The organism is Streptomyces sp. SAJ15, assembly GCF_007595705.1.
Lineage (GTDB): Bacteria > Actinomycetota > Actinomycetes > Streptomycetales > Streptomycetaceae > Streptomyces.
Window position 1 is genome coordinate 256,818 of the sequence record NZ_NISY01000001.1, and the last position, 24,395, is coordinate 281,212.

At 74.1% G+C, this 24,395-nt stretch carries 17 protein-coding genes; 11 read left to right on the forward strand and 6 right to left on the reverse strand.

Annotated features, from left to right (window positions below; genetic code table 11):
• Positions 1 to 116 precede the first annotated feature (116 nt).
• Positions 117 to 1,379 (reverse strand): nucleotide sugar dehydrogenase, encoded by a 1,263-nt coding sequence (locus CD790_RS01190; RefSeq protein ID WP_144381046.1) that lies wholly within the window; start codon positions 1,377 to 1,379, stop codon positions 117 to 119.
• 237 nt (positions 1,380 to 1,616) lie between these two features.
• On the opposite strand from CD790_RS01190, the gene CD790_RS01195 reads away from it, so the two are divergent.
• Positions 1,617 to 3,338: a glycerol-3-phosphate dehydrogenase/oxidase gene (locus CD790_RS01195; RefSeq protein ID WP_144381048.1), complete on the forward strand. Its 1,722-nt coding sequence runs from the start codon at positions 1,617 to 1,619 to the stop codon at positions 3,336 to 3,338.
• Positions 3,339 to 3,545: 207 nt separating this feature from the next.
• Here CD790_RS01195 and CD790_RS01200 read toward each other — a convergent pair whose 3' ends face one another.
• The gene (locus CD790_RS01200; protein ID WP_144381050.1) at positions 3,546 to 4,721 is read right to left on the reverse strand and encodes a serine hydrolase; all 1,176 of its coding nucleotides are present in this window, start codon (positions 4,719 to 4,721) and stop codon (positions 3,546 to 3,548) included.
• Between the two features lie 159 nt (positions 4,722 to 4,880).
• On the opposite strand from CD790_RS01200, the gene CD790_RS01205 reads away from it, so the two are divergent.
• The gene (locus tag CD790_RS01205) at positions 4,881 to 6,839 is read left to right on the forward strand and encodes a serine/threonine-protein kinase (RefSeq protein ID WP_144381052.1); all 1,959 of its coding nucleotides are present in this window, start codon (positions 4,881 to 4,883) and stop codon (positions 6,837 to 6,839) included.
• A 236-nt stretch (positions 6,840 to 7,075) separates the two neighbouring features.
• Positions 7,076 to 9,538, forward strand: coding sequence for a protein kinase (locus tag CD790_RS01210; RefSeq protein ID WP_144381054.1), 2,463 nt, complete (start codon positions 7,076 to 7,078; stop codon positions 9,536 to 9,538).
• 112 nt (positions 9,539 to 9,650) lie between these two features.
• Here the strand turns inward: CD790_RS01210 and CD790_RS01215 are convergent, their stop codons facing one another.
• Positions 9,651 to 11,246: an AMP-binding protein gene (locus CD790_RS01215; RefSeq protein WP_144381056.1), complete on the reverse strand. Its 1,596-nt coding sequence runs from the start codon at positions 11,244 to 11,246 to the stop codon at positions 9,651 to 9,653.
• 175 nt (positions 11,247 to 11,421) lie between these two features.
• On the opposite strand from CD790_RS01215, the gene CD790_RS01220 reads away from it, so the two are divergent.
• The 4 genes from CD790_RS01220 (at position 11,422) to CD790_RS01240 (ending at position 16,196) form a co-directional block, all read left to right on the forward strand.
• The gene (locus CD790_RS01220; RefSeq protein ID WP_260867258.1) at positions 11,422 to 12,726 is read left to right on the forward strand and encodes an amidohydrolase family protein; all 1,305 of its coding nucleotides are present in this window, start codon (positions 11,422 to 11,424) and stop codon (positions 12,724 to 12,726) included.
• Positions 12,727 to 12,733: 7 nt separating this feature from the next.
• Positions 12,734 to 14,014, forward strand: a complete 1,281-nt coding sequence (locus CD790_RS35465; RefSeq protein ID WP_260867332.1) for an acyl-CoA dehydrogenase family protein — start codon at positions 12,734 to 12,736, stop codon at positions 14,012 to 14,014.
• An 8-nt stretch (positions 14,015 to 14,022) separates the two neighbouring features.
• Positions 14,023 to 15,282, forward strand: coding sequence for an acyl-CoA dehydrogenase (locus tag CD790_RS01235; RefSeq protein WP_144381058.1), 1,260 nt, complete (start codon positions 14,023 to 14,025; stop codon positions 15,280 to 15,282).
• Positions 15,283 to 15,716: 434 nt separating this feature from the next.
• Positions 15,717 to 16,196, forward strand: a complete 480-nt coding sequence (locus CD790_RS01240; RefSeq protein ID WP_144381060.1) for an ATP-binding protein — start codon at positions 15,717 to 15,719, stop codon at positions 16,194 to 16,196.
• Between the two features lie 255 nt (positions 16,197 to 16,451).
• On the opposite strand, the gene CD790_RS01245 is transcribed toward CD790_RS01240, so the two are convergent.
• A complete protein-coding gene (locus tag CD790_RS01245) occupies positions 16,452 to 17,378 on the reverse strand; it encodes a cyclase family protein (RefSeq protein ID WP_144381062.1) in 927 nt (308 codons plus the stop codon).
• Between the two features lie 214 nt (positions 17,379 to 17,592).
• On the opposite strand from CD790_RS01245, the gene CD790_RS01250 reads away from it, so the two are divergent.
• From CD790_RS01250 to CD790_RS01270, 4 genes are all read left to right on the forward strand, one after another.
• Entirely contained in the window at positions 17,593 to 18,504 is a 912-nt protein-coding gene (locus CD790_RS01250; RefSeq protein ID WP_144381063.1) for an SDR family oxidoreductase, read from the forward strand.
• 24 nt (positions 18,505 to 18,528) lie between these two features.
• Complete coding sequence (locus CD790_RS01255; protein WP_144381065.1) at positions 18,529 to 19,716, forward strand: acyl-CoA dehydrogenase family protein; 1,188 nt, start codon at positions 18,529 to 18,531, stop codon at positions 19,714 to 19,716.
• Between the two features lie 44 nt (positions 19,717 to 19,760).
• Entirely contained in the window at positions 19,761 to 21,413 is a 1,653-nt protein-coding gene (locus tag CD790_RS01260; protein WP_260867259.1) for an aldehyde dehydrogenase, read from the forward strand.
• 91 nt (positions 21,414 to 21,504) lie between these two features.
• Positions 21,505 to 22,590 (forward strand): Zn-dependent alcohol dehydrogenase, encoded by a 1,086-nt coding sequence (locus CD790_RS01270; RefSeq protein ID WP_144381067.1) that lies wholly within the window; start codon positions 21,505 to 21,507, stop codon positions 22,588 to 22,590.
• Positions 22,591 to 22,633: 43 nt separating this feature from the next.
• Here the strand turns inward: CD790_RS01270 and CD790_RS01275 are convergent, their stop codons facing one another.
• Positions 22,634 to 23,278, reverse strand: coding sequence for a flavin reductase family protein (locus tag CD790_RS01275; protein WP_260867260.1), 645 nt, complete (start codon positions 23,276 to 23,278; stop codon positions 22,634 to 22,636).
• A gap of 221 nt (positions 23,279 to 23,499) precedes the next feature.
• Entirely contained in the window at positions 23,500 to 24,330 is an 831-nt protein-coding gene (locus CD790_RS01280) for an enoyl-CoA hydratase/isomerase family protein (protein ID WP_144381833.1), read from the reverse strand.
• Between the last annotated feature and the right edge of the window lie 65 nt (positions 24,331 to 24,395).

A 24,395-nucleotide genomic window follows, 5' to 3' on the forward strand; every position in this document is an offset into this window, starting at 1 on the left:
CACCGCGCGGGGGGCAGCGGTCCGGCGAGGGGCGGCCGACGGCGTGAGGCCCGTACGGTCGGGTCCGGGTGACGGGCGCGGGGCGCGGGGCGCGGCGGCATCGGCGCCCGCGCGGTTCACAGTCGGTGTGCCGCGCCCGCCGGGCTCGCGCCGCGCGTGTCCAGCAGCAGCTGTGCCTTGACCGCCAGCCCCTGGAGGTCGTAGGTGCGGTGCGGCTGGAGCAGCACCGTGAGGTCGGCGGCGGCCGCGGCCTCGTACAGCGAGTCGGCCCGCGGCACCGGCTGGCCGAGCACCCGCCACTGGGGGACGTGCGGGTCGTGGTAGCTCAGCTGGGCGCCCAGCTCCAGCAGCCGGGAGGCGATCTCACGGGCCGGGGAGCCCTCCTGGTCGGCCACGTCCGCCTTGTAGCTGACGCCGAGCAGCAGCACCCGGGCGCCGCGCGCGGACTTCCCGTGCTCGTTGAGCAGGGTCGCGCAGCGCTGGGTGACGTACCGCGGCATGCGCCCGTTGACCTCCTGCGCCAGCTCGACCATGCGCAGCGGGTAGCCCAGACTGCGGCCCTGGTAGGTGAGGTAGTTCGGGTCGATCGGCACGCCGTGGCCGCCCACCCCCGGGCCGGGACGGAAGGCGTGGAAGCCGAAGGGCTTGGTCTCGGCGCAGCGGATCACGTCCCACAGGTCGATGCCCAGGTCGTGGCAGAACACCGCCATCTCGTTCACCAGCGCGATGTTGACGTGTCGGTAGTTGGTCTCCAGCACCTTCACCATCTCGGCCTCGCGCGGGCCGCGGGCGCGCACCACCTTCTCCGCGAGGCGTCCGTAGAAGGCGGCCGCGGCCTCGGTGCAGGCGGGGGTGAGGCCGCCGATCACCTTCGGGGTGTTGGCGAGGGAGTACGTCCGGTTGCCGGGGTCCAGCCGGCCGGGGGCGTAGGCGAGGTGGAAGTCGCGCCCGGCGCGCAGCCCGGAGCCCTCCTCCAGCAGCGGCCGCAGGAATTCCTCGGTCGTTCCGGGGTAGACGGTGGACTCCAGGAGAACGGTGGTGTGCGGGCCGAGCCGGGGGGCCAGGGTGCGCGCCGCCTCGCCGACCGCCGTGAGGTCCAGCGCCCGGTCCTCGCCGAGCGGGGTCGGGGCGCAGATCGCCGCGGTGCGCACCCGGCCGAGCGCGGCGGGGTCGGTGGTGGCCTGGAAGTCCCGGGAGACCATCCGGCGCACCTCGGCGGCGGACAGCGAGCCCTCGACCGGGGGTCTGCCGGCGCGCAGCTCGGCCACGGCGTCCGGGTCGGGGTCGAAGCCGACGGTGCGCAGGCCGGCGGCGGTGGCGGCCTGGGCGAGCGGGAGGCCGAGGTGGCCGAGTCCGATGACGGCGAGATCTGCGGGCATGGCGTCGTGCGGTCCTTCCCGGGGACGTTCCGGATGGCGCAGTGACAGGCTCAATTGCAGACTAAGCGGAAATATGACTCGTATTCAGTATTGCGTCGATGTCGGGCCGGGTGTCGGACCCGTGCGGCCCGCACAGGCTGGCTGTCCGCCCGGGCCGCGGTCAGAATCGACAAGACGGCAAGAGGAACAAGAGGACGGGACTCCGATCACCCACCGCCACCGCAACGGGAGGCAGCGATGAGGACACCGACTCTGGGACCGGCCGAGCGTGCCGAGGCACTGGCCCAGCTGGCGGACCGGGAGCTGGACGTGCTGGTCGTGGGCGGCGGGGTGGTCGGCGCGGGCACCGCGCTGGACGCGGCCACCCGGGGGCTGTCCACCGGTCTGGTCGAGGCGCGGGACTGGGCCGCGGGCACCTCCAGCCGCTCCAGCAAGCTCATCCACGGCGGGCTGCGCTATCTGGAGATGCTGGACTTCGGGCTGGTGCGGGAGGCGCTCAAGGAGCGCGGGCTGCTGCTGGAGCGGCTCGCCCCGCACCTGGTGCGGCCCGTACCGTTCCTCTACCCCCTCCAGCGCCGCGGCTGGGAGCGGCTCTACGCGGGCTCCGGCGTGGCGCTCTACGACGCCATGTCGGTCTCCTCGGGCCACGGCCGCGGCCTGCCGGTCCACCGCCACCTCACCCGCGGGCACGCGCTGCGCGTCGCCCCGTGCCTGCGCAAGGACGCCCTCGTCGGCGCCCTGCAGTACTACGACGCCCAGATGGACGACGCGCGCTTCGTCACCACCCTGGTGCGCACCGCCGCCTCCTACGGCGCGCGGGTCGCCAACCGCACCCGCGCGGTCGGCTTTCTGCGCGAGGGCGAGCGAGTGGTCGGCGTGCGGGTGCGCGACCTGGAGGCGCCGGCGGCGGAGGAGGGCGCCGAGTTCGAGATCCGCGCCCGACAGGTGGTCAACGCCACCGGGGTGTGGACGGACGACACCCAGGCGATGATCGGGGAACGCGGACAGTTCCACGTCCGCGCCTCCAAGGGCATCCACCTGGTGGTGCCCAAGGACCGCATCCACTCCACCACCGGGCTGATCCTGCGCACCGAGAAGAGCGTGCTGTTCGTGATCCCCTGGGGCCGGCACTGGATCGTCGGCACCACCGACACCCCCTGGGACCTGGACAAGGCGCACCCGGCCGCCTCCAGCGCCGACATCGACTACCTCCTGGACCACGTCAACTCCGTCCTGGCGGTGCCGCTGAGCCGTGAGGACGTCCAGGGCGTGTACGCCGGGCTGCGCCCGCTGCTGGCCGGGGAGTCGGACGCCACCAGCAAGCTCTCGCGCGAGCACACCGTGGCGCATCCGGCGCCGGGCCTGGTGGTGGTCGCGGGCGGCAAGTACACCACCTACCGGGTGATGGCCAAGGACGCCGTGGACGAGGCGGTGCACGGCCTCGACCGCCGGGTGGCCGAGTGCTGCACCGAGGACGTCCCGCTGGCCGGCGCCGAGGGCTACACGGCGCTGTGGAACGCCCGCGCCCGCATCGCCCGGTGCTCGGGCCTGCACGTCGCCCGCGTGGAGCACCTGCTTCGGCGGTACGGCTCGCTGGCCGACGAGGTCCTGGAGCTCATCGCCGCCGACCCCGGCCTCGGCCGGCCGCTGGGCGGCGCCGAGGACTATCTCCGCGCGGAGGCCGTCTACGCCGCCTCGCACGAGGGTGCCCGGCACCTGGACGACGTGCTGACCCGGCGCACCCGGATCTCCATCGAGACATTCGACCGCGGCACCCGCTGCGCCCGGGAGGTCGCCGAGCTGATGGCGCCGGTGCTGGGCTGGGAGCGGGAGCACGTCGACAAGGAGGTCGAGCACTACGAGAAGCGGGTGGAGGCGGAGCGCGAGTCGCAGCGGCAGCCCGACGACCAGACGGCGGACGCGGCGCGACTGGGGGCACCGGACATCCAGCCGGTCTAGGCACGCGGGACGGTGCCCGGTGCCCGGTGTCCAGCCGGTCCGGGCGCGCTTTGGCACCGCGGGGCGGCGTCCGGTGTCCGGTCTCCCGCGCGGGGCGGTGTCCGGCGCCCGGTGTCCCGTCGGTCTCCCGCGCGGGCGGCGGTCGGTGTTCGGCGTGCAGTCGGTCCGGCCGTGTTCTGGCCGCCGTGTGCTGCGGCTTGTGTGGCGTTATGCCTCGGGTGGGCAGAACTCGGCCCGCAGCAGTGCGCCTTCGCTCGCCCGCGCGGGTCGCGCGTCGTCGTTCAGCCGGTAGGCCAGCACCCGCCGGCCGTCGGGCGCGCCGACGACCAGCGCGTACGAGCCGCTGATGACGCCGTTGTGCCCCCACACCGTCACCCCGCAGGGCAGCCGCACGGGATACAGCCCCAGCCCGTATCGACCGTCGGAGGCCGCCGTGTCGCGCATCGCGCGCAGCTGAGGGCCCGGCAGCAGCCGTCCGTCCAGCAGCGCCCCGAAGAAGCGGGCTAGGTCGTCGAGGGTGGAGACCAGCTCCCCCGCCGCCCCGGCCACGGACGGGTTGAGCTCCGTGACGTCGCGCGGGGCCGCTGAGCCGGCGCCGGCCCCCGCGCGGGCCGAGTAGGCGCGGCCGTGCGGCGCGGGCAGCCCCGCGCGGGTGCCCGGGAGACTGGTGCCGGTCAGCCCGAGAGGGAGGATGACGCGGCGCCGCAGCTCGGCCGCGTACGGGTGCCCGGTCACCTGTTCCACGATCAGGCCGAGGAGCAGGTAGTTGGTGTTGGAATAGCGCCAGCCGTCGCCCGGGGCGAAGGACGGCGGATGGGCCAGCGCGGTCCGTACCAAGGCGCGCGGCGCGTGGGTGTCGAGTCGGTGCTCCGCGGAGTCCGCCCCGAACGCGCGCCGCGCGAAGGCGGGGTCGCGGGTGTAGTCGTACAGCCCGCTGGTGTGGGACAGCAGCTGACGCACGGTGACTTGTCGGCCGTCGTTGCCCCGGCCGCGCACCAGGCCCGGCAGGTGTGCCTCCACCGTGTCCTCCAGCCCGAGCCGCCGTTCCGCCGCCAGTTGCAGCACCACGGTGGCGAGGAAGGTCTTGGTGAGGCTGCCGGCCCGGAACCGGTCCGTGCGGCCCACCGGCCGGCCGGTGCGCAGGTCCGCCGTCCCCGCGGCGGAGAAGCGGGTCCGGCCGCCGACCGCCGCCAGAACCGCGCCGCCGGGCGCCGGGCCCTCCGCCACCATCCGCCGCAGCGCGGCCGCGAGGCGCTCCTCGCTCCGGTCGCCGTGCCGCCCGTCGCGCGGCTCCACGGCCGACCCGCAACCGGTCGCCGTCGCCGCCAGGGCGAGCGCGAGTACCGCGGCCGCCACGCGGAGCGCTCGGTTGCGGTTCTGCATCGCCGGCCCTTCGTCTCGTACGGAATTACCCGATCGTCCCAGGTCGTTCCCCCCTTGACGGGCCGCGGAGCGGACCCGGGACTTCCGCCGCTCTTCGGATGAGAGACAATGGTCGCTCTGCCAGGGTGGGTTGATTAGCAGAATTTCCAGAGGGGTCGCATGTCGGAGGCGGAGCAGACGCAGGACACGACCGGGCGCCTCCTCGCAGGGCGGTACCGGCTCGACGGGGTCCTCGGCCGAGGCGGCATGGGCACGGTCTGGCGGGCGCGTGACGAGACGCTGGGGCGTGTCGTCGCGGTCAAGGAGCTGCGCTTCCCGTCCAGCGTCGACGAGGACGAGAAGCGACGGCTCATCACCCGCACGCTGCGCGAGGCGAAGGCGATCGCCCGCATCCGCAGCAGCGGCGCCGTCACCGTCTACGACGTGGTCGACGAGGACGACCGGCCGTGGATCGTCATGGAGCTCATCGAGGGCCGCTCGCTGGCCGACGTGGTGCGGGACGACGGGCCGCTGGCCTCGCGCCGCGCCGCCGAGGTCGGTCTGGCCGTGCTCGACGTGCTGCGCGCCGCGCACCGCGAGGGCATCCTGCACCGTGACGTGAAGCCGTCCAACGTGCTGATCGCCGACGACGGCCGGGTCGTGCTCACCGACTTCGGCATCGCCCAGGTGGAGGGCGACCCGTCGGTCACCTCCACCGGCATGCTCGTCGGCGCGCCCTCGTACATCTCCCCGGAGCGGGCCCGCGGCCACAAGCCCGGTCCGCCGGCCGACCTCTGGTCGCTGGGCGGACTGCTGTACGCCGCGGTGGAGGGCGTCCCTCCGTACGACAAGAGCAGCGCGATCGCCACCCTCACCGCGGTGATGACCGAGCCGGTCGACCCGCCGAAGAACGCCGGTCGCGCCCTGGAGGAGGTCATCTACGGCCTGCTCGACAAGGACCCGCAGCGGCGGCTGGACGACGCGGGCGCGCGGGCGCTGCTGACCGAGGCGATGAACGCGTCGGAGGAGCCCCAGGGCGTGTCGGCGATCGCCGAACCGACCCGGACGATGGCGCTGCCCACGCCGCCGCCCCCGGCGCAGCCGCCCACCGCCCCTCGCCGACCCACCGCCGCGCCCCGCGCGGAGCGCGCCGACCGACCAGAGCGCACCGACCGCACGGCTGCCGACCGCCCGGACCGCACGCGCGGCGGGCTGCGGTCGGGGCGTGGCGCGGCGTCCTCCGTCCGGCGCTCCGAGCCGTCGTCCGTCTCCCCGCCCGCGCCGCCGTCGCCGCCGCGCGCATCGATCACCGATGTGGTGCCCCGCCGCACCCTGGTGATCATCGCCGTGGTGGTGGCGCTGGCCATCGTGGGCACCGTGCTCGCCATCGTCCTCAGCGGCGGCGATAGCGACAACAGCGGCGCCAAGAACACCTCCGCCTCGACCGGGGCCAGCGCGGGCGCCGACAAGGAGCGGGGCGACGCCGGCGACAAGGGCGTGGAGAACAAGGACGGCTCGGGCTCGTCCGCCGACTCCCAGCAGGGGCAGGCCGGCGGGGAGCCGCAGAGCGACGCCGAGGAGGGCTCGGACGACGCCGAGTCCGACGACAAGAAGCCCGAGGACGACGCGGACAAGGACGCCGACAAGGACGCCGACAAGGGCGACGCCGGCAAGGACGCGCTGCCGAGCGGCTACGAGCGACTCCAGGACGAGGCGTTCCACTTCGTCATGGGTCTGCCCAAGGGATGGGACGGCCACCCCGTCCCGAACTACAGCGGCGGTCGCATATACCGCTCCTCGGACCAGTTCCCGCGGGTGCAGATCGACTTCAACCCCAACCCGAAGGACGACGCGGCGGCGGCCTGGCGGGCGGCCGAGCCCGGCGCCCGGCAGACGATGAGCGGCTACCGCGGGCTGGGCATCAAGGAGGTCGACTGGCGCGGCTTCCCGACCGTGGCCGACTGGCAGTTCGAGCGGGACCAGGGCGGCACCCGGGTGCGGGTGCTCAACCGGGGCTTCAAGGTGGACGACTCGCACGGCTACGCCATCATGATCACCTGCGAGAAGGACAAGTGGGACGAAGAGGAGTGCCAGGCGCTCCGCAAGACCGCTTTCGCGTCCTTCAAGTCCGTCGACTGATCCGGGGCGCTGCCGGCACATCGCGGACCGGCACATCGCGGACCGGCACATCGCGGACCGGGACATCCGGACCGGGAATCGCGGGTGGGGAATCGCGGGTGGGCTGAGCGGACCGGCCCCCGGCGCCCGCCCCGGGCACGTATGGTGATAGGCGGTGGGCGTATGACGCCGCAACAGGCGGGAAAACGACTGGGATTGCGCGTGGGGGCCGGGGAGAGCGCGCTGGGGGAGGCGTCGTGGACGACTACGCGGGACGTGTGCTCGCCGACCGCTACCGCCTTCCGTTGCCGCCCTCCGACGAGTACGAGCTCGTCGAGACCCGCGCGTTCGACACCTACAGCGGCCAGGAGGTCCAGCTCCGGCAGATCCCGCTGCCCGAGGTCGTCGACGCCGAGGTGCTGAGCGCCGGCGCGGACGGACGCTTCGGCGCCGGCCCCGGAGCCGGTGGGCTCGTCGGCGGCCCCCTCGGTCGGATGGGGCGGTCGGGCGCGCGGAGCGTCGACGACCCTCTGGTGCGACGCGCCGTCGAGGCTGCCACGGCCGCCGCGGCACTGCCCGACCACCCGAGGCTCGACCAGGTCTTCCACGTCTTCGTGGAGGACGGCAGTCTGTGGATAGTGAGCGAGTTCGTCGTCGGCCGCCCGCTGGCCGCGCTGCTCGCGGAGCGCACCCTGGCGCCCCATCGCGCGGCCGAGATCGCCGCCGACGTCCTCACCGCCCTGCGCGCCCTGCACGCGCACGGCTGGGTCCACCGCAACATCACCGCCCGTACGGTCCTCGTCTGCGAGGACGGCCGCGCCATGCTCACCGGCCTGGCGGCCGGCGCGGCGGAGGAGGCGCTGTGCGGCTACGACCCGGTGCCGGCGGCCGCGGTGGCCGCCGGGCAGGGCTCCGGGGCCGAGTCCGCCACCGGCCCCGGCCCGGTGTCCGGGCACGGCCCGCTCGCCTTCGAAGCCGACCGCGGCCCCGCCGCGGATCCGGCGGAGGGGCCCGAGGGGGACGAGGACGAGGAGCCCGAGCGCGACTGGGAGTCCGCCGGCGACGACGACCGCGAGCCGCTGCGCGCGCCCCGCGCGGGCGCGATCGCGGCCTATCGCGCGGGCGCGCGGGCGGTCGCTCCTGACGACCGGTTCCCGGGAGAGGCGTCCGCCGCGCGGCCGTTCCCCGAGACGGGGTTCCCGGGAGCCGAGCCGACGGGCTCACCCGGCGCGGCCGCCGGAGCCGGCGCCGAGGGGCACGGCCCCGCCGGCGCGCTCGCCGCGGAGCGGGCCCGCCAGGCGCGCATCCTGGTGGTCGGGGCGGTCACCGAGCGCTGGGCGCCCGAGCAGGCGGGCCCGGTCCACGCCAACTGGCAGCTGGCGCCGCCGGTCGGCCCGGCCACCGACCTGTGGGCCGTCGGCGCGCTGCTCTTCCGCGCGGTCCAGGGCCACGCCCCGTACCCGGAGGAGAGCGCCGCCGAGCTGGTGCAACTGGTGTGCGCCGAGGCACCCGCGTACGCCGAGGAGTGCGGTCCGCTGCGCCCCGTCGTCGAGTCGCTGATGCGCCAGGAGCCCTCCGAGCGGCCGGACGTCGAGGAGCTGCGCGGCTGGCTGCGCTCGTTGATCCGGTCGGCGCCGGAGCCGGACGTCGGCAGCCGTACGGTCGTCGTGCCCTCCACGGGCGCGGGCGGCCCTGTCGACCCCAAGCGGCTGCCCATCGTCCGACGGCGCGGCTGGCTGGTGCGCAGGGGCCGCGGCCGGGGCGACGCCGCCGCGGGCGTGCCCCCGCACGGGCGGCACAAGCGGGGGCGGGCGCAGACGCCCCGGGCGGGCCGGACGGGCGGCGATCCGCGCGAGCCGCGCACCGCGCGGCTGTCGGGCGGCCCGCGCGAGCCCCTCCGTAACCGCGAGTCGCTCCGCGGCCGTGAGCCCCGGCGGGAACGGGAGCCCAGGATCAGTCGTGAGCCCCGGCTCGGCAGCGGCCGCGGCGGGTCCCGCGGACCGCGCGGCGCGCGCGGTCCGCGTCATCTGGGTCGGATCCTGCTCACCGCCATACTGCTGCTGCTCGCTGCCGTGGTGCTGTACGCGATGCTGTTCATGCCCGAGAAGGAGGGCGAGGGCGAGGACCGCACCGGCTCCACGGGCACCCGGACCTCCGCGGTGCCCAGCCGGACCACGGCCGGCGGCGAGGGCGAGACCGGCGCCGGGCCGGCGGGCTCCAGCGCCCGGCAGCCGCAGTCCACGACGCCGGACGGGCTCGCCAAGGGCTTCGTGGTCCGCAAGGACCCCAAGGGCTTCCAGATCGCGGTGCACGAGGACTGGCAGCGCCGGGAGGAGAACGCGCGCGGCCAGATCCGCTACGTGGACCGGGGCGGCGACTTCGAGCTGGTGGTCGTCGCCGGGCGGGACAAGGCGTCGCGGTTCGGCGCCGACCCGATGGCGTACCAGCAGGACAGGGAGCCCGAGCTGGCGGCCTTCCGGGAGTCCGAGTGGTCCTCCTCGTCCCGGCTGCGCCGCACCGACGTCGGTCGTACGGCGATGGCGGAGGGCGCCTTCAGCTGGCGCGACAGCAGCGGCCGCCAGGTGTACGCGCGGAATCTGGCGATGCTGCTCGACGGCCGCTACCACCTCGTCCAGGTGATCGGCCCCGACAGCGAACGCCGCGCGGTGGCGCGATTCTTCGAGCAGGCGATGGCGACCTACCGCACCGGGGGCGGCTGAGGCCCCGCCCAGCGCCGGGGGTCGCCCAGCGCCGGGGGTCGCCCAGCGCCGGGGCGTGGCCTACCGTCGGGGCGTCGCTCGCGGCCGGGCGTCGTGACCGCTGGGGCGTCGCCTACCGAGTCTTCGGCGGCTGAGCCGTGAACCGCTCCCGTAGCTTGTAGGCGAGGACCTTGTGGAGCGTGGGGTTGCGCGGCAGCGCGTCCACGACCTCCAGCCGCTCCGGCAGCTTGTGCGCGGCCAGCCCCGCGGCGCGGAGATGGGCGGTGACGTCGTCGAGGGTCAGCGGGCGGGCCTCCGGCGGCTGTTCCACGACGGCGCACACCAGCTCGCCCCGCACCCCGTCCGGCGCCGGCAGCCCGATGACGGCGACGTCCTGGACGCCGGGGTGCGTGTACAGCAGGTGCTCGATCTCCTTGGCGGAGATGTTCTCGCCCTTGCGGATGATGACGTCCTTGGCGCGGCCGGTGAGCACCAGGTGGCCGTCGGCCGTGAGGTGGCCGAGGTCGCCGGTGCGCAGGAAGCCGTCCGCGTCGAAGGCGGCGGCGGTATGCGCCGGATCGAGGTAGCCCGCGCACACGGCCTCGCCGCGCAGCCGTATCTCGCCGTCCACCCCCGCCGGCAGCGGTAGACCGGCGGCGTCCACGACGCGGATCTCCATGTCCTCGGGCGGTCGGCCCTCGGTCGTGGCGAGGTGCTCCGCGGTGTCGTCCGGAGCGCCCATGGTGATCATCGGGGCCTCGGTCATGCCGTAGCCGTGGGTGAGCTGGCAGCCCAGCTCGCGGACGACGTCGTGGTAGAGCTCGGGCGGCTTGGGCGCGCCGCCGCCGGCCAGCAGCCGCAGGCTGGGAAGGAGCCGCCGCGCGGGGTCCTTGCGCTGCTCGGCCAGGAACATCGCGTAGAAGGCGGTGGAACCGCCCGCGGTCGTCACCCGGTGGCGGCGGTAGGCGTCGAGCGAGCCGGGCAGCGCGAAGTGCTCCAGCAGCACGGCCGGGATGCCGGTCAGCAGGAGCAGCACGGTGTAGTCGGGCCCCGCGACGTGCGCGTACGGGAAGGCCATCGAGCCGACGTCGTCGGGGCGCAGCCGCAGCGCCCGGGCCAGGCAGCGGCCGGCGGCGATCAGGCCGCGGTCGGTGTGCAGCACGCCCTTGGGGTCGGAGGTGGTGCCGGAGGTCCAGTAGATCCAGCGGACCTCGGTCCCGTCGGCGGGCGGCGGGGGCAGTGCCACGGACGCCGGGTCGGCCTCGGGGAGGGTGTCGTAGGCGGGGAAGACCAGCGGGGGGTCGGGCAGTCGCAGGGCCAGCCGGTGCGCCATGGCCATGTGGTCGAAACCGCGCCACCGCGCGGGGACGGCGAAGTACGCGGCCCGCGCGGCGCGCAGCGCGAAGCCGGCCTCGCGGTCGCGGTAGGCGGGGATCAGCGGGCTCTGGACCGCGCCGAGCCGGGCCAGGGCCATGGCCAGGACGACGGTCTCGATGCGGGTGGGCAGCTGCCAGGCCACCCGGGTGCGGGGCCTCACACCCAGCTCGAACAGTCCGGCCGCCACGCGCTCCGCGCGGGCGCGCAGCATGCCGAAGGTCATCCGCCGGTCGTGGCGGGCGGAGTCGGCGGCCTGGAGCAGCGCGGGAGCGTCGGGGGTGAGCTCCGCGCGGCGGTCGAGCAACTCCCACAGCGTCGCTGACGTGCCGAGTTCCGCCATGGTGTCGGGCATGGCCGCCTCCGTTGGCTGACGGTTAGTCAGATGCGCGCGCTGCGGGGAGGGTAGGGCGTCACGCCTTGCTGGTCCAGAGGCGGCGCGGTTAGCCTATTTCTGACGGTGTATCAGATTCTCGGGTGTGTGCGGACCCGGTCGCCGGCATCCGAGAGCCCATCGGACGGGAGGCGCCATGGAGCTGCCGCGCATCGTGAGCGTCGACGACCACGTCATCGAACCCGCGCACCTCTTCGAGACGTGGTTGCCGACGAAGTACCGGGACCGGGGCCCCAGGCCGCTCACGGCCGGGATCGGGGAGCTGGCCTACGTCGGCGGGAAGTACCGGATCACCACCGACCCCGACGGTCCACCGACCGACTGGTGGGAGTACGAGGGGCAGCTGTTCCCGTACAAGCGGATCATCGCGGCCGTCGGCTTCTCGCGGGACGAGATGACGCTGGAGGGGATCACCCGCGAGGAGATGCGGCGCGGCTGCTGGGACCCGAAGGCACGGCTGGCCGACATGGATCTCAACCACGTCGAGGCGTCGCTCTGCTTCCCCACCTTCCCGCGGTTCTGCGGGCAGACCTTCGCCGAGGCGCACGACAAGGAGGTCGCCCTGGCCTGCGTGCGCGCCTACAACGACTGGATGGTCGAGGAGTGGTGCGGCGACAGCGCGGGGCGGCTGATCCCGCTCTGCCTCATCCCGCTGTGGGACGTGGAGCTGGCCGTCGCGGAGATCCGCCGGAACGCGGCGCGCGGGGTCCGCGCGGTGACCTTCAGCGAGATCCCCACCTATCTCGGACTGCCCAGCATCCACTCGGGCCACTGGCACCCCTTCTTCGCCGCCTGCGAGGAGACGGGCACGGTCGTCAACATGCACATCGGCTCGTCCTCCCAGATGCCCGCCGCCTCCCCGGACGCCCCACCCGCCGTGCAGGCGTCGCTGTCCTTCAACAACGCCATGGCGTCGATGGCCGACTTCCTGTTCAGCGGGGTGCTGGTTCGCTTCCCCCGGCTGAAGCTCGCCTACAGCGAGGGCCAGATGGGCTGGATCCCCTACGCCCTGGAGCGGATGGACGACGTCTGGGAGGAGCACCGCGCGTGGGGCGGCGTCCGCGACCTCATCCCCGAGCCGCCGTCCACGTACTACTACCGGCAGATCTTCTGTTGTTTCTTCCGCGACAAACACGGAGTCGCCTCACTCGATGTGGTGGGACGCGACAACGCCACCTTCGAGACCGACTATCCGCACGTGGACTCGACCTTCCCGCACACCAAGCAGGTCGCGCTGGAGCATGTGCGGGGGTTGGACGAGGAGACGATCCACAAGCTGATGCGGGGCAACGCGATCCGGATGCTCGACCTGGATCTGGACCGGGATCCGGACCGGGATAGGGACCGGGGCGTGGCTCGGGACATGGAACGGGGGCTGGACGTCGTGGGGGACCCGCGCGTGGCTGGTGACCCGGGCGTGGCTCGGGACCTGGACGGGTGAGGCGCGGGTGGAGCTGGCGGACACCGAGGAGGAACACGACTTCCGGGCGCGGCTGCGCGCCTGGCTGGGCGAGGCGCTGCGCGAGCTGCCGCCCCGGCCCGACCCGACCGACTGGCCCGCTCGGCGGGCCTACGACTGCGGCTGGCAGCGGATGCTGTACGAGGCCGGATACGCCGGGCTGCACTGGCCGGTCGAGGCGGGCGGCCGCGGGGCCACCCCGACCCAACACCTGATCTTCCTGGAGGAGACGGAGCTGGCCGGGGCGCCCTATGTGGGCGCGAACTTCGTCGGCCTGCTGCACGCCGGGCCGACGATCGCCGCCGAGGGCACGGCCGAGCAGCGGGCGCGCTGGCTGCCGCCGATCCTGCGCGGCGACGAGGTCTGGTGCCAGGGCTTCTCCGAGCCGGAGGCCGGGTCCGACCTGGCGGCCCTGCGCACCCGCGCGGTGCGGGACGGCGACGCGTACGTGATCACCGGCTCCAAGATCTGGACCTCGCACGCGGAGGTCGCCGACTGGTGCGAACTGCTGGTGCGGACGGGCCCCACGCCGGAGGCAGACGGGAGTGCCGGCGCGGGCGGGGACGGACGTACGGGAGGGAGCGGTGGCGCGGGCGGGCGCGCGGACGTGGCCGGCGCTGTGGGCGGGGGCGGACGTACGGGCGGGGGCGGGGGTGGGCCGAGGCACCGGGGCATCACCTGGTTGGCGATGCCGATGGACGCGCCGGGGGTGACGGTGCGGCCGCTGCGCACGCTCGCCGGCACGGCGGAGTTCGCCGAGGTCTTCCTGGACGAGGTGCGGGTGCCGGTCGGCCACCGGATCGGGGCGGAGAACGACGGCTGGCGGGTGAGCATGGTGACCCTGTCCTTCGAACGCGGCACCGCCTTCGTGGGGGAGGTCGTCGCCTGCCGACGCGTACTGGGGGAGTTGGCCCGCGCCGCGCGGGCCAACGGCACCTGGGACGACGCCGTGCTGCGCCGCCGCCTGGGGCGGCTGCACGCCGACTTCACCGCCCTGTGGCGGCTCACCCAGTGGAACGTCGCCGCGGCCCAGCGCACGGGCGGTGTGCCGGGTGCCGGCGCCTCCGTCTTCAAGCTCCGTTACGCCGACGCCCGGCAGGAGCTGTTCGAGGCGGCGGCCGAGGTGCTGGGCGCGGACGCCCTCGACGCCGACCGGGAATGGGTCGCGGCCCGGCTCTCCGCGCTCGCGTACACCATCGCCGCCGGCACCTCCGAGATCCAGCGGACGATCGTCGCCGAGCGCGTCCTCGGCCTGCCGCGGGGACGGTGAACCCAAGCATGGACTTCCAGCTCACCGACGACCAACGGGCCCTGCGGGCCGGAGTGCGGGACATCCTGTCCCGTCATGCCGACCGCGCGGCGCTGCGCGCGTATGTGGACGGCCCGCCCGGAGAAGCGGCCGGGCGGCCGCCGGGAGCGGCGGGGTGGGCGGGGCCGGCGGAGCCGGAGGGGCCGGTGGGCGCTGCCTCCGGGGCGGTCGGGCCGGCCTCCGGGGCGGTCGGGCCGGCCTCCGGGGCGGTCGGCGAGACCTCCGGGGCGGTCGGGCCGGTCTCCGGGGCGGTCGGGCCGGTCTCCGGGGCGGTCGGCGAGACCTTCGGGATGGTCGGTAGGTGGTGGCGCGAACTGGGAGCGGCCGGCTTCTTCGGGTTACGGCTCCCCGAGGCCGACGGCGGGGTCGGCCTTGCGCTGCCGGAGGCGGTGCTGGCCTTCGAGGAGACCGGGCGCTTCCTGCTCCCCGGGCCGCTCGTCGCCACCCATCTGGCGGCGCCTCTGGTCCCGGGCGCGGCACGGGGCGACACGGTGGTCACGGCGTACGACCCGGGGTCCGCCGGCGGACGGCTCGTCGAGCATCTGACCGCCTCCGACGCCGTGCTCGTGCTCGACGACGCCGCGGTACGCGTCCTGCCCGCCCAGGAGCTGGCGCGCTCCGCGCGGCCGCTGCGCTCGCTGGATCCGGCCACGCCGCTGCACCGGGCCGCCGCACCGGGCATGGCCGGGTGGAAGACCGGGACTGGGACCGGGGCCGGGGCCGGGGCCGACGCGGTGGACGGTGGCGAGGCGGCGGGTGGGCGTTCCGCGCCGACGGCGGCCGTGCTGCGCCGGGAGGCCGTTCTCCTCACCGCCGCCCAGCAGCTGGGCAGCGCGGCCCGTACCGTCGAGACGGCCGTGGAGCACGCCCGCCGACGCCGCCAGTTCGGCCGGCCCATCGGGGCCTTCCAGGCCGTACAGCACCGCTGCGCGCGGATGCTCGTCCGGGTGGAGCTGGCGCGCGCCGCCGTCTACGCCGCCGCGGTGACGGCTGACCCGACGGAGGTCGCGGCGGCCAAGCTGCTCGCGGACGAGGCGGCGGTGCGCAACGCCCGCGACTGCCTCCAGGTGCACGGAGGAACGGGCTTCACCTGGGAGTCCGACGTCCATCTCCATCTCAAGCGGGCGTGGCTGCGGGCGAGTCGGTGGGCGACCGCCGCCGAGGCGGAGGAGGAGCTCGCGAGGGCACTGCTGACGAACGAGCGAGATATGGCTTTTGGGTGGATTTGAGGGGATTGATGGTGCGAGAGGGATGGCGTCGTACACCGTTGGACTTCTCAGTCCGGGCAGGTTACCGAGCGTTGATATCGGGTTGTGTCCTAGGTGTGACTCGTCACAAGGGGGAGTCGGCGTTCCGCTCGGGTACCCTCCGTGGGGTGCGAGTGGTTGCGAGGCGCGATGTTCCCGGAGTCGCCAGGAGGGCGGCGCCGGAGCATGCGATGCCCGCCGCTTGCGGGCAGCGGGGGCGCGTGGTGCGCCATTGTTCGACTCCCGGCGGTGTGCGTCGCACAGTATGCAGCACCCGTACTCCTTGGCGCTGGAATATGCCCGAAGCGCTTGTTGGCGTGACTGTACGTCAACCATGCTGTCTCGCAGGAGAGTCACAGTCCGTGACCCTTTCGAGGTGTGACGCCATGTGTCCGCCGGTTCGGATGGTGTGAACGGTGCAGGTGCTTCAGGTGCAGATGGAGGTCCGGCCTGACCCCGCAGAAGTGGGTCGGGCCCGGCGGTGGGCCCGTTCACGGCTCGCCGGTTCGGGAATAGGCGTCGATGAGCCGCTGGCCGAGACCCTCATCCTCCTGATCTCCGAACTCGTCACCAACGCCGTCGTGCACACCGGCTGTTCCGCCGTGCTGGTGATCCACCTGCCCCGCCAGTCCCAGGGTGCGCCGCCGGTCGGCTCCTCCGCGGTGAGCACCGTGCGCGTCGAGGTCGCCGACACCAGCGCCCGCGCGCCCCGGCAGCGGCACGCCGACGAGGCGGCGACCAACGGGCGCGGGCTGGAGCTCGTCGACGGCCTCGCCGACCGCTGGGGCTGGCACCGCGAGGGCGCAGGCAAGCGCATCTGGTGCGAAGTGGACCGCTGCGAGCCGGTGCTGGCGGGGGCGTATGAGCCGTCGTGCGCCGTGTCGAACCGCGTGTAGCCCACAAAGTCCAGACCAGGTGTTGACGCGGCGTGCCGCCGTGATCACCCTGGATGCAGCGATTCGTCGCGAGGGGACGCCGAGGCCCCTGCGTCGGCAGGGTTGGTCCTCGGCGAGTGCGGGTCGCGTCCCGGCGCGATACCAGGGCGTTGGCGCCGGAGACGGGTGGCGGTGCGACGTGCCGTGCTCGGGGTGCGCATGGGCGCACCGCCGCCCGACCGATCCGCCCGTCCCCTCGTGACGAGGTCGGCGTGGCTAGAGCACGGCGACCGGGGCCACCGGCGCGCCCGTTCCGCCGGTGAACGGCTCGGGCGTCGCCGACAGCAGGAACGCGTACCGTCCCTCCTGCGCGCAGGCCGCCGCCAGCTCCTCCAGATTCCAGTTCTGCCCCTGTGGCATGCCCATCTCGACGAGGTGGAGCGCGTGCACCGGCAGCCAGAGGTCATCGATCTCGGGCGGGACGATCTCGAAGGTCAGCGTGTCGTTCGCGACGGCGGCGACGTCCCGGGCGTGGAACCACTCCGGGGTGCGGATCGACAGACCGGGGGAGGGGAAGGCGTACCCCTGCCTGTCGCCCTCCAGATACCGCCGCATCTGCCCGGTCCGCACGAGCGCGACGTCCCCGGCGCGGACCCGGACCCCGCCCAACTCCTCGGCCGCCTCCAGGTCCTCGGGTGTGACCGCGTGGTCGCCGGGGAGCGCCGGCACGCCGTGGGCACGCGCCACATCGAGGAGCACCCCGCGAGAGACAAGGTGCCGGACGGTGCCGATGCCGCCGAACGTCGCCCGGCCGTGGGCGCTGACGGAGTCGGCGGGGCGTCCGTTGTAGAGCACGCCCGAGTGCGAGACATGGGCCAGGGCGTCCCAGTGGGTACCGGCCTGGAGTCCCATCGTCACGGCGTCGTCGCTGGTGGCGACCGCGCCGGCGCCGAACAGCTCGACATTGACGCCGGTCATGGTGTGCAGCGGGTTGATCCGCCCGGGGATCAACCCGGTCTGTGGGCCGTCGTGCTGGAGCGGTATGACGAGCGGGATCCGGCGGCCGGTGGTCACGGTGGCGACTGCCGACCGCACCACCGCGTCGGTGACCAGATTGAGCGTGCCGATCTCGTCCTCCGCTCCCCAGCGGCCCCAGTTGTTGACGCGCTTGGCGATCTCGTGGAACGCGGCCGGCATGGGCATGGGGGCCTCCTCGGGGCTTGCGCTCGGCTGTCGTCTGCCCAAAAATCTAACGGACCGTCAGAAACTCCGGGAGGGGAATCCCCGGAGGGGACCGCCGGAACGCACCACGGCGGACGGACCGCGGCGGACGGACCGTGTCGGACGCACCGCAGTGGACGGACCGTGGCGGACGGGCGGCAGCGGAGGGGCGGCAGCGGACGGAAGGGGATGCGGCGTGGACGGCTTCCTGGCGGGGAAGGTGGTCGCCGTGACCGGCGCCGGTCGCGGCATCGGCCGGGCCGTGGCCCTGGCCTGTGCGGCCGAGGGCGCGAAGGTCGTCGTCAACGACTACGGCGTCTCGCTCGCCGGCGGCGAGCCCACCAGCCAGGTCGCCACCGCGGTGGTCAAGGAGATCGAGGCGGGCGGCGGCCGGGCGGCGGCCGTCACGGACGACGTGTCGACCATGGCGGGCGGCCAGCGCGTGGTGGACACCGCGCTGGAGCGCTTCGGCCGGCTCGACGGTGCCGTCTGCGTCGCCGGAATCCTGCGCGAACGCATGCTCTTCAACATGACCGAGGAGGAGTGGGACCCGGTCATCGCCACCCATCTGAAGGGCACCTTCACCGTCTTCCGTGCCGCGTCGGCCGTGATGCGCCGCCAGCGCTCCGGCACCCTGATCGGCTTCACCAGCGGCAACCACCAGGGCAGCGTCGCCCAGGCCAACTACGCCTCCGCCAAGGGCGGCATCATCTCCCTGGTCCGCAGCGCCGCCCTCGGGCTGCACAGGTACGGCGTCACGGCCAACTGCGTCGCCCCGGTGGCCCGCACCCGCATGTCCGCCCAGGTGCCGATGGAGCTGACCGAGATCGGCGAACCGGAGGACGTCGCCGCGCTGGTCGTCTACCTGCTCAGCGAGCCGGCGCGCCGGGAGGGCATCACCGGGCAGGTCTACACCGTCGCCGGGTCCAAGATCGCCGTCTGGGCGCAGCCCCGCGAGCTGCGCGCCGCGTACGTCGACGGCGGCTGGACGCCGGAGCGCATCGCCGAACTCCTCCCCGGCACCGTGGGAACCGACCCGATGCCCCTGCTGGCCCACTTGGAGGAGCTGGCCGCCGCCGCGGCCGCCGACCACCGCCCCAACGCATGAGACCACCAGAGGGCGGGTGACGTCGTGGACTTCGCATTCGGACCGGAGGACGAGCGGTTCCGCGCCGAGGCGCGCGACTGGCTCGCCGCACACCCCGCCGACGACACCCCGCGCGCCTGGGAGCGCCGGTTGGGGGAGGGCGGCTGGATCGGCCTCGGCTGGGACCGCGGCCACGGCGGCTTCGGGAACCGCGCCGCCACCGTGACCCAGCAGGTGGTCTGGGCCGAGGAGTACGCTCGCGCCGGCGCCCCCGCCCGCCTCGGGCACATCGGCGAGAACCTCCTCGCGCCCACCCTGCTGGCCTTCGGCGACGAGCCGCAGCGCCACCGCTTCCTGCCGCCCATCGCGCGGGGCGAGGAGCTGTGGTGCCAGGGCTACTCGGAGCCCGGGGCGGGCTCCGACCTCGCCGGACTGCGCACCGCCGCCGTCCGCGACGCGGCCGGCGGCTACCGCGTCACCGGGCAGAAGGTCTGGACGTCGCTGGCCCAGGAGGCCGACTGGTGCTTCGTCCTGGCGCGCACCGAGCCCGGTTCACAACGCCACCATGGTCTCTCCTTTCTGCTGGTTCCGATGGACCAGCCCGGTCGGGTCGAGGTCCGTCCCATCCGCCAGCTGACCGGGACGGCCGAGTTCAACGAGGTGTTCTTCGACGGTGCGCTGTCCCGCTCCGAACACCTCGTCGGTGGGCCGGGCAACGGCTGGCGGGTGGCCATGGGCCTGCTCGCCGTGGAGCGCGGGGTCTCCACCTTGGCCCAGCAGATCGGCTTCGCCCAGGAGCTGAGCCGGATCGTGCGGCTGGCCCTGACCACCGGTGCCGCGCGCGACCCCGTGATACGCGATCGGCTGGTGCGGCAGTGGGCCGAACTGCAGACCATGCGCTGGCACGCCCTGCGCACGCTCGGCGCCTCCGCGGGTCCCGGCGCCCCCAGCGTCGCCAAGCTGCTGTGGGGCGGCTGGCACCAGCGGCTCGGCGAGCTGGCCGTGCAGGTGCGGGGCGCCACGGCGGCGCTCGGGCCGACGGACTGGGAGCCCGATCGTCCCTATGAACTCGACGCCCTGCAACGCCTCTTTCTCTTCTCACGCGCGGACACGATCTACGGCGGCTCGGACGAGATCCAGCGCAACATCATCGCCGAGCGTGTGCTTCACCTCCCCAAGGAACGAGGACCCGGACCAGGCGGTGGACGGGGCGCCGCGGACGCCGACCCCTAGGGCGTACGGCGGCTGCCCCCACCCGGGCGGAAGGACTCACGGGCATGACGAAGAGCTATGGGCAGTGGATCGGCGGCTCCTGGCGGGCGCCCGTCAGGGGCCACTACCCGATCATCAACCCGGCGACGGAGAAGCCCGTCGGGTACGCCCCCGACGGCGACCCCGCGGAGGTGGACGCGGCGGCGCGAGCCGCCCGCGCGGCGCTGGAGCGCTGGTCGCGCACCGCGCCGAACGAGCGCGCCGCGATCCTCGATCGGATCGCCGATCTGCTCCTCGACCGTGCCCGTGAGCTGGTGCCGCTCCTCCAGGTGGAGACCGGCGCGACGATGCGCGTGGCCACCACCATGCAACTTCCTCCCGCCGTGGACCGGTTCCGCCGCTATGCGCGCGGTGCCGTGGAGTCCGACACCATCCCGCTCGCGCCGCGCCCCGTCAGGGCCACGCCGCTCGCCGTCGGTGGGCTGCTCGGCGCGGCCGCCGTTCGCCGCCCCGTAGGTGTCGTCGCGTGCATCACCTCCTATAACTTCCCTGTCGTCAATCTCGCGGGCAAGGTCGCTCCCGCCCTCGCCATGGGCAACACCGTCGTCGCCAAACCCGCCCCGCAAGACCCCCTGGCCTGCCTGGAACTGGGCCCGATATTCCAGGAGGCGGGGCTTCCGGACGGCGTCTTCAACGTCGTCACCGGCTCGGGTGCCGAGGTGGGCGCGGCCCTGGTCGCCCACCCGGACACGGACATGGTCAGCTTCACCGGATCCACCGCCGTGGGAAAGCGGATCGCCGAGTCCGCGGGAAGGACGATGACGCGCACCCTGATGGAGCTGGGCGGGAAGGGCGCCGCCGTCGTCCTCGAGGACGCCGACGAGAGCACGATCCTGTCGGCGGTGCGAGGGGTCGGCTCGACCTGGGCGTTCCACAGTGGGCAGATCTGCACGGCGCCGACGCGGGTACTCGTCCATCGATCGCTGTACGAGCCGTTCGTCGCCGCACTCACAGATTACGCCGGGTCGCTCACGGTCGGTGACCCTGTGGATAACTCCACGATGGTCGGCCCCCTGATCTCCGCCGCCCAGCGGGACCGGGTCGAGGCGTACGTCGCCGGAGCCCGAGAACAGGGCGCCCGGGTCATCCGCGGGGGCCGCACCCTCGGCGGCGACGGCGCGATCGGCGGCGACGGCGCGATCGTCGGCGACGGCGGGGTCGGCGGGGGCGACAGTGCCTGTGGAGGCGACAGTGCCCGTGGGGCCGATAGTTCCCGTGGGGCCGGCGGTGTCCGAAGTGGCAATGGTGTCCGAGGTGGCGACGGGGGCGCCCCCGGCGGCGTCGAGTCCGGGCCACGTGGCCCCGGCTTCTCCGTACCGCCGACCCTCATCACGGAGGCCACCCCCGACATGGCGGTGGCGCAGGAAGAGATCTTCGGCCCGGTCGTGGTGGTCCTCCCCTTCGGGGACGAGGACGAGGCGGTCCGGATCGCCAACGGCACCCCCTACGGCCTTTACGACTACATCTACAGCGCCGACGCCGGCCGGGCCTGGGAGCTCGCCGCCCGGCTGCGCAGCGGCAACATCGGCATCAACACCGTCCAGCGCCACCCCGAGACGCCGTTCGGGGGTTTCAAGGAGAGCGGCGTCGGCCGCGACGGCGGCTCGTTCGGTCTGCACGCGTACAGCGAACTCCAGTCCGTCGTCTGGCCGTCCTGACCATGACCCGGTCCGGATCGGGGGAGAGAGTCCAGGACGCCGAGCGAGAGACGGCGCGCCGCCGAGAGGACACGAGGGGAGCTCAGCAGCCATGAGGGGTGTCGTCTTCGACGGCCGCCGCGCCCGGGTGGCCGAGGACCTGGAGATACGGGGCACCGGCCCCGGCGAGGTGCGGGTGGCGCTCGCCGCTGCCGGGATCTGCCACAGCGACCTGTCGGTGATCGACGGCACCATCCCCTTCCCCGTACCGGTCGTACTCGGCCATGAGGGCGCGGGCGTGGTCGAGGCGGTCGGCCCCGACGTCACACATGTGGCTCCCGGAGATCACGTCGCGCTGTCCACCGTCGCCAACTGCGGTCACTGCGCCGACTGCGCTCGTGGCCGCCCCACCATGTGCCGGGCGACGATCGGCCGGCCGGGCCAGCCCTTCACCCGACCCTGCGGCGCCCCGCTCTACGCCTTCGCGGCCTGCTCCGCCTTCGCCGAGCACACCGTCGTCAAGGCCGTCCAGGCGGTGAAGATCCCCTCCGATATCCCCTTCACCTCGGCCGCGCTCATCGGCTGCGGCGTCCTGACCGGCGTCGGGGCGGTGTTGAACCGGGCCCGGGTCGACCCCGGCGAGACCGTGATCGTCATCGGTGTCGGCGGCATCGGGCTCAACGTGCTCCAGGCGGCCCGCCTCGCCGGCGCGTCGCTGATCGTCGCCATCGACACCAATCCGCACAAGGAGGAGCCGGCCCGACGCTTCGGCGCCACCCACTTCATCGATGCCACCGCCACCCCGGACTCCTCCGCCGAGGTCCGCCGGATCCTGCCGCACGGAGCTGACCACGCCTTCGAGTGCGTCGGCAGCGCACGCCTCGTCCGGCAGGCCGTCGACCTGCTCGGTCGGCACGGCCAAGCCGTGCTGTTGGGCGTACCGTCCGCCACCGCCGAAGCGTCCTTCCGTGTCTCCTCGATGTACCTCGACAAGTCGATCCTCGGCTGCCGCTACGGCTCGTCCCGCCCACAGCGCGACATCGCCCTCTACGCGCGGCTCTACCGCGCCGGCCGGCTGATGCTGGACGAACTCGTCACCCGCACCTACCCCTTGGCCGACTTCGCGAAGGCGGTGGACGACACCCGCCGCGGCCGCGTGGCCCGCGCGGTGCTCACCTTCCCGAGGTACGAGGGGTGACACGCGCCGATGCGTGGAGGTGGGCGCGGGGTCGGACGAGAGGTCAGCGGTCCTGGGGTCGGGGGGTGAACCCCCCGTAGCCGCCTCGGTGGAAGAGCAGCGGGCCGGTGAGCGCCGCGGACTCGTCGGTGCCGAGCGCGGACACCCGGCAGACGACGATGAGATGGTCGCCGCCGGTGTGCACGGCGCGCACCACGCAGTCGAGCCACGCCGGCGCGCCGTCGAGGAGGGGGGAGCCGGTCACGGGCGCCGGTCGGTACGCCACTCCCGCGAACTTGTCGGGTCGCCGCGCGGAGCTCATCGCGAACGTGCGGCACAACGCTTCCTGGCCCGCGCCCAGGATGTTCACGCAGCACGCCGCCGCGCGGGCGATACGCGGCCAGGTGGTGGACGTACGCCCCACCATGAAGGCCACCAGTGGCGGATCGAGGGAGAGCGAGGCGAAGGACTGGCAGACGAAGCCCGTCGGCCCCGTCTCGTCCTCCGCGGTGATCACCGTGAGGCCGCTCGCGAAGTGGCCCAGCACACGGCGGAACTCCTGCTGATCCGGCGGTGGGTGTTCGTCGTCGCGCACGGCGCGGAGCTCGGGAGGCGGGAGCGGATCGACCGGCCGCCGGGACGTGATCGGCGCCCCGGCCGACCGCAGGTAGCGGACCGCGGTGACCGCCATCGCGGCGTGTCCCATCATGGCGCCAGTTAAGCTGATGGGTCGTCAGATGTGAAGGCGTGCGGCGCGCCAACGGGTACGCCGCTGCCGCCCGTTCGGGGCGATCGGTGCCCGGATCCCGGGCCCGGGCGGTGCTCGGGGGCCGGGCGGTGCTCGGATCCCGGCCGGGCGGTGCTCGGAGGTTCGAGCTGGTCCGGGGCGGCTCCGGAGCGGAAGGTGTTCCGGCTGGTCCGGGGCGTGGCCTAGCGGCCTCGGTACTCGGGTCTGCGGCGTTCGACGAAGGCCCGTAAGCCCTCCTGCGCGTCCGCGGTCGTCATGTTGATCTCCTGCGCGGCCGCCTCGGCGGCGAACGCGGTCGCACGGTCGGTCTCCAACGAGGCGTTGACCAACTGCTTGGTCAGGGCCAGGGAGCGGGTCGGGCCGTCGGCCAGGCGAAGCGCCCAGGTACGGACGGTGTCGGCCAGTTCGGCGTCCGGAACGACCCGGTTGACCAGCCCCAGACGCTCGGCCTCCGCGGCGGGCAGCGCTTCGCCGAAGAACATCAGCTCCTTGGCGCGCTGCGGGCCGACGAGGCGGGGCAGCAGATACGCGCCGCCGGCGTCGGGCACCAGGCCGCGGCGCACGAAAACCTCGATGAACACCGCTGATTCGGCCGCCAGGACCAGGTCGCACGCGAACGCCAGATGCGCGCCGAGGCCGGCCGCCGTGCCGTTCACCGCGGCGACCACCGGCTTCTCGCAGTCGAGGACGGCGGCGATGAGGCGCTGCGCGCCACCGCGGATCGTCCGGGCCACGTCTCCCGCGACGCGCTCGGCCGTCGCGGACCGGCCGAGGTCCGCGCCCGCGCAGAAACCCCTGCCCGTGCCGGTGAGGACGACGGCCCGCACGGCGGGGTCGGCGGAGGCTTCGCCGAGTCGCTGGATCAGCAGTTCGCGCTGGTCAGGGGTGATGGCGTTGAGCGCCGAGGGGCGGTTGAGGGTGAGCCACGAGACGCCGTTGTCAGTGGCGTGCCGTACAACGGAGTCAGGCGGCGCTTCGGGGGAGGCGCCGGCGGACACGGGGGAGTCGTGCATGGACATGGGGAAGTCCCCTTTCCAGCGGGCGGGGCCGGGCGTGGCCGGGTGCGTGAGGGCGCGTG

Bases quoted from the DNA above. Each gene is read 5' to 3' on its own strand.
- CD790_RS01190 (WP_144381046.1), bottom strand. From the start codon at position 1,379: ATGCCCGCAGATCTCGCCGTCATCGGACTCGGCCACCTCGGCCTCCCG.
- CD790_RS01195 (WP_144381048.1), top strand. From the start codon at position 1,617: ATGAGGACACCGACTCTGGGACCGGCCGAGCGTGCCGAGGCACTGGCC.
- CD790_RS01200 (WP_144381050.1), bottom strand. From the start codon at position 4,721: ATGCAGAACCGCAACCGAGCGCTCCGCGTGGCGGCCGCGGTACTCGCG.
- CD790_RS01205 (WP_144381052.1), top strand. From the start codon at position 4,881: ATGTCGGAGGCGGAGCAGACGCAGGACACGACCGGGCGCCTCCTCGCA.
- CD790_RS01215 (WP_144381056.1), bottom strand. From the start codon at position 11,246: ATGCCCGACACCATGGCGGAACTCGGCACGTCAGCGACGCTGTGGGAG.
- CD790_RS01220 (WP_260867258.1), top strand. From the start codon at position 11,422: ATGGAGCTGCCGCGCATCGTGAGCGTCGACGACCACGTCATCGAACCC.
- CD790_RS01235 (WP_144381058.1), top strand. From the start codon at position 14,023: ATGGACTTCCAGCTCACCGACGACCAACGGGCCCTGCGGGCCGGAGTG.
- CD790_RS01245 (WP_144381062.1), bottom strand. From the start codon at position 17,378: ATGCCCATGCCGGCCGCGTTCCACGAGATCGCCAAGCGCGTCAACAAC.
- CD790_RS01260 (WP_260867259.1), top strand. From the start codon at position 19,761: ATGACGAAGAGCTATGGGCAGTGGATCGGCGGCTCCTGGCGGGCGCCC.
- CD790_RS01270 (WP_144381067.1), top strand. From the start codon at position 21,505: ATGAGGGGTGTCGTCTTCGACGGCCGCCGCGCCCGGGTGGCCGAGGAC.
- CD790_RS01275 (WP_260867260.1), bottom strand. From the start codon at position 23,278: ATGATGGGACACGCCGCGATGGCGGTCACCGCGGTCCGCTACCTGCGG.
- CD790_RS01280 (WP_144381833.1), bottom strand. From the start codon at position 24,330: ATGCACGACTCCCCCGTGTCCGCCGGCGCCTCCCCCGAAGCGCCGCCT.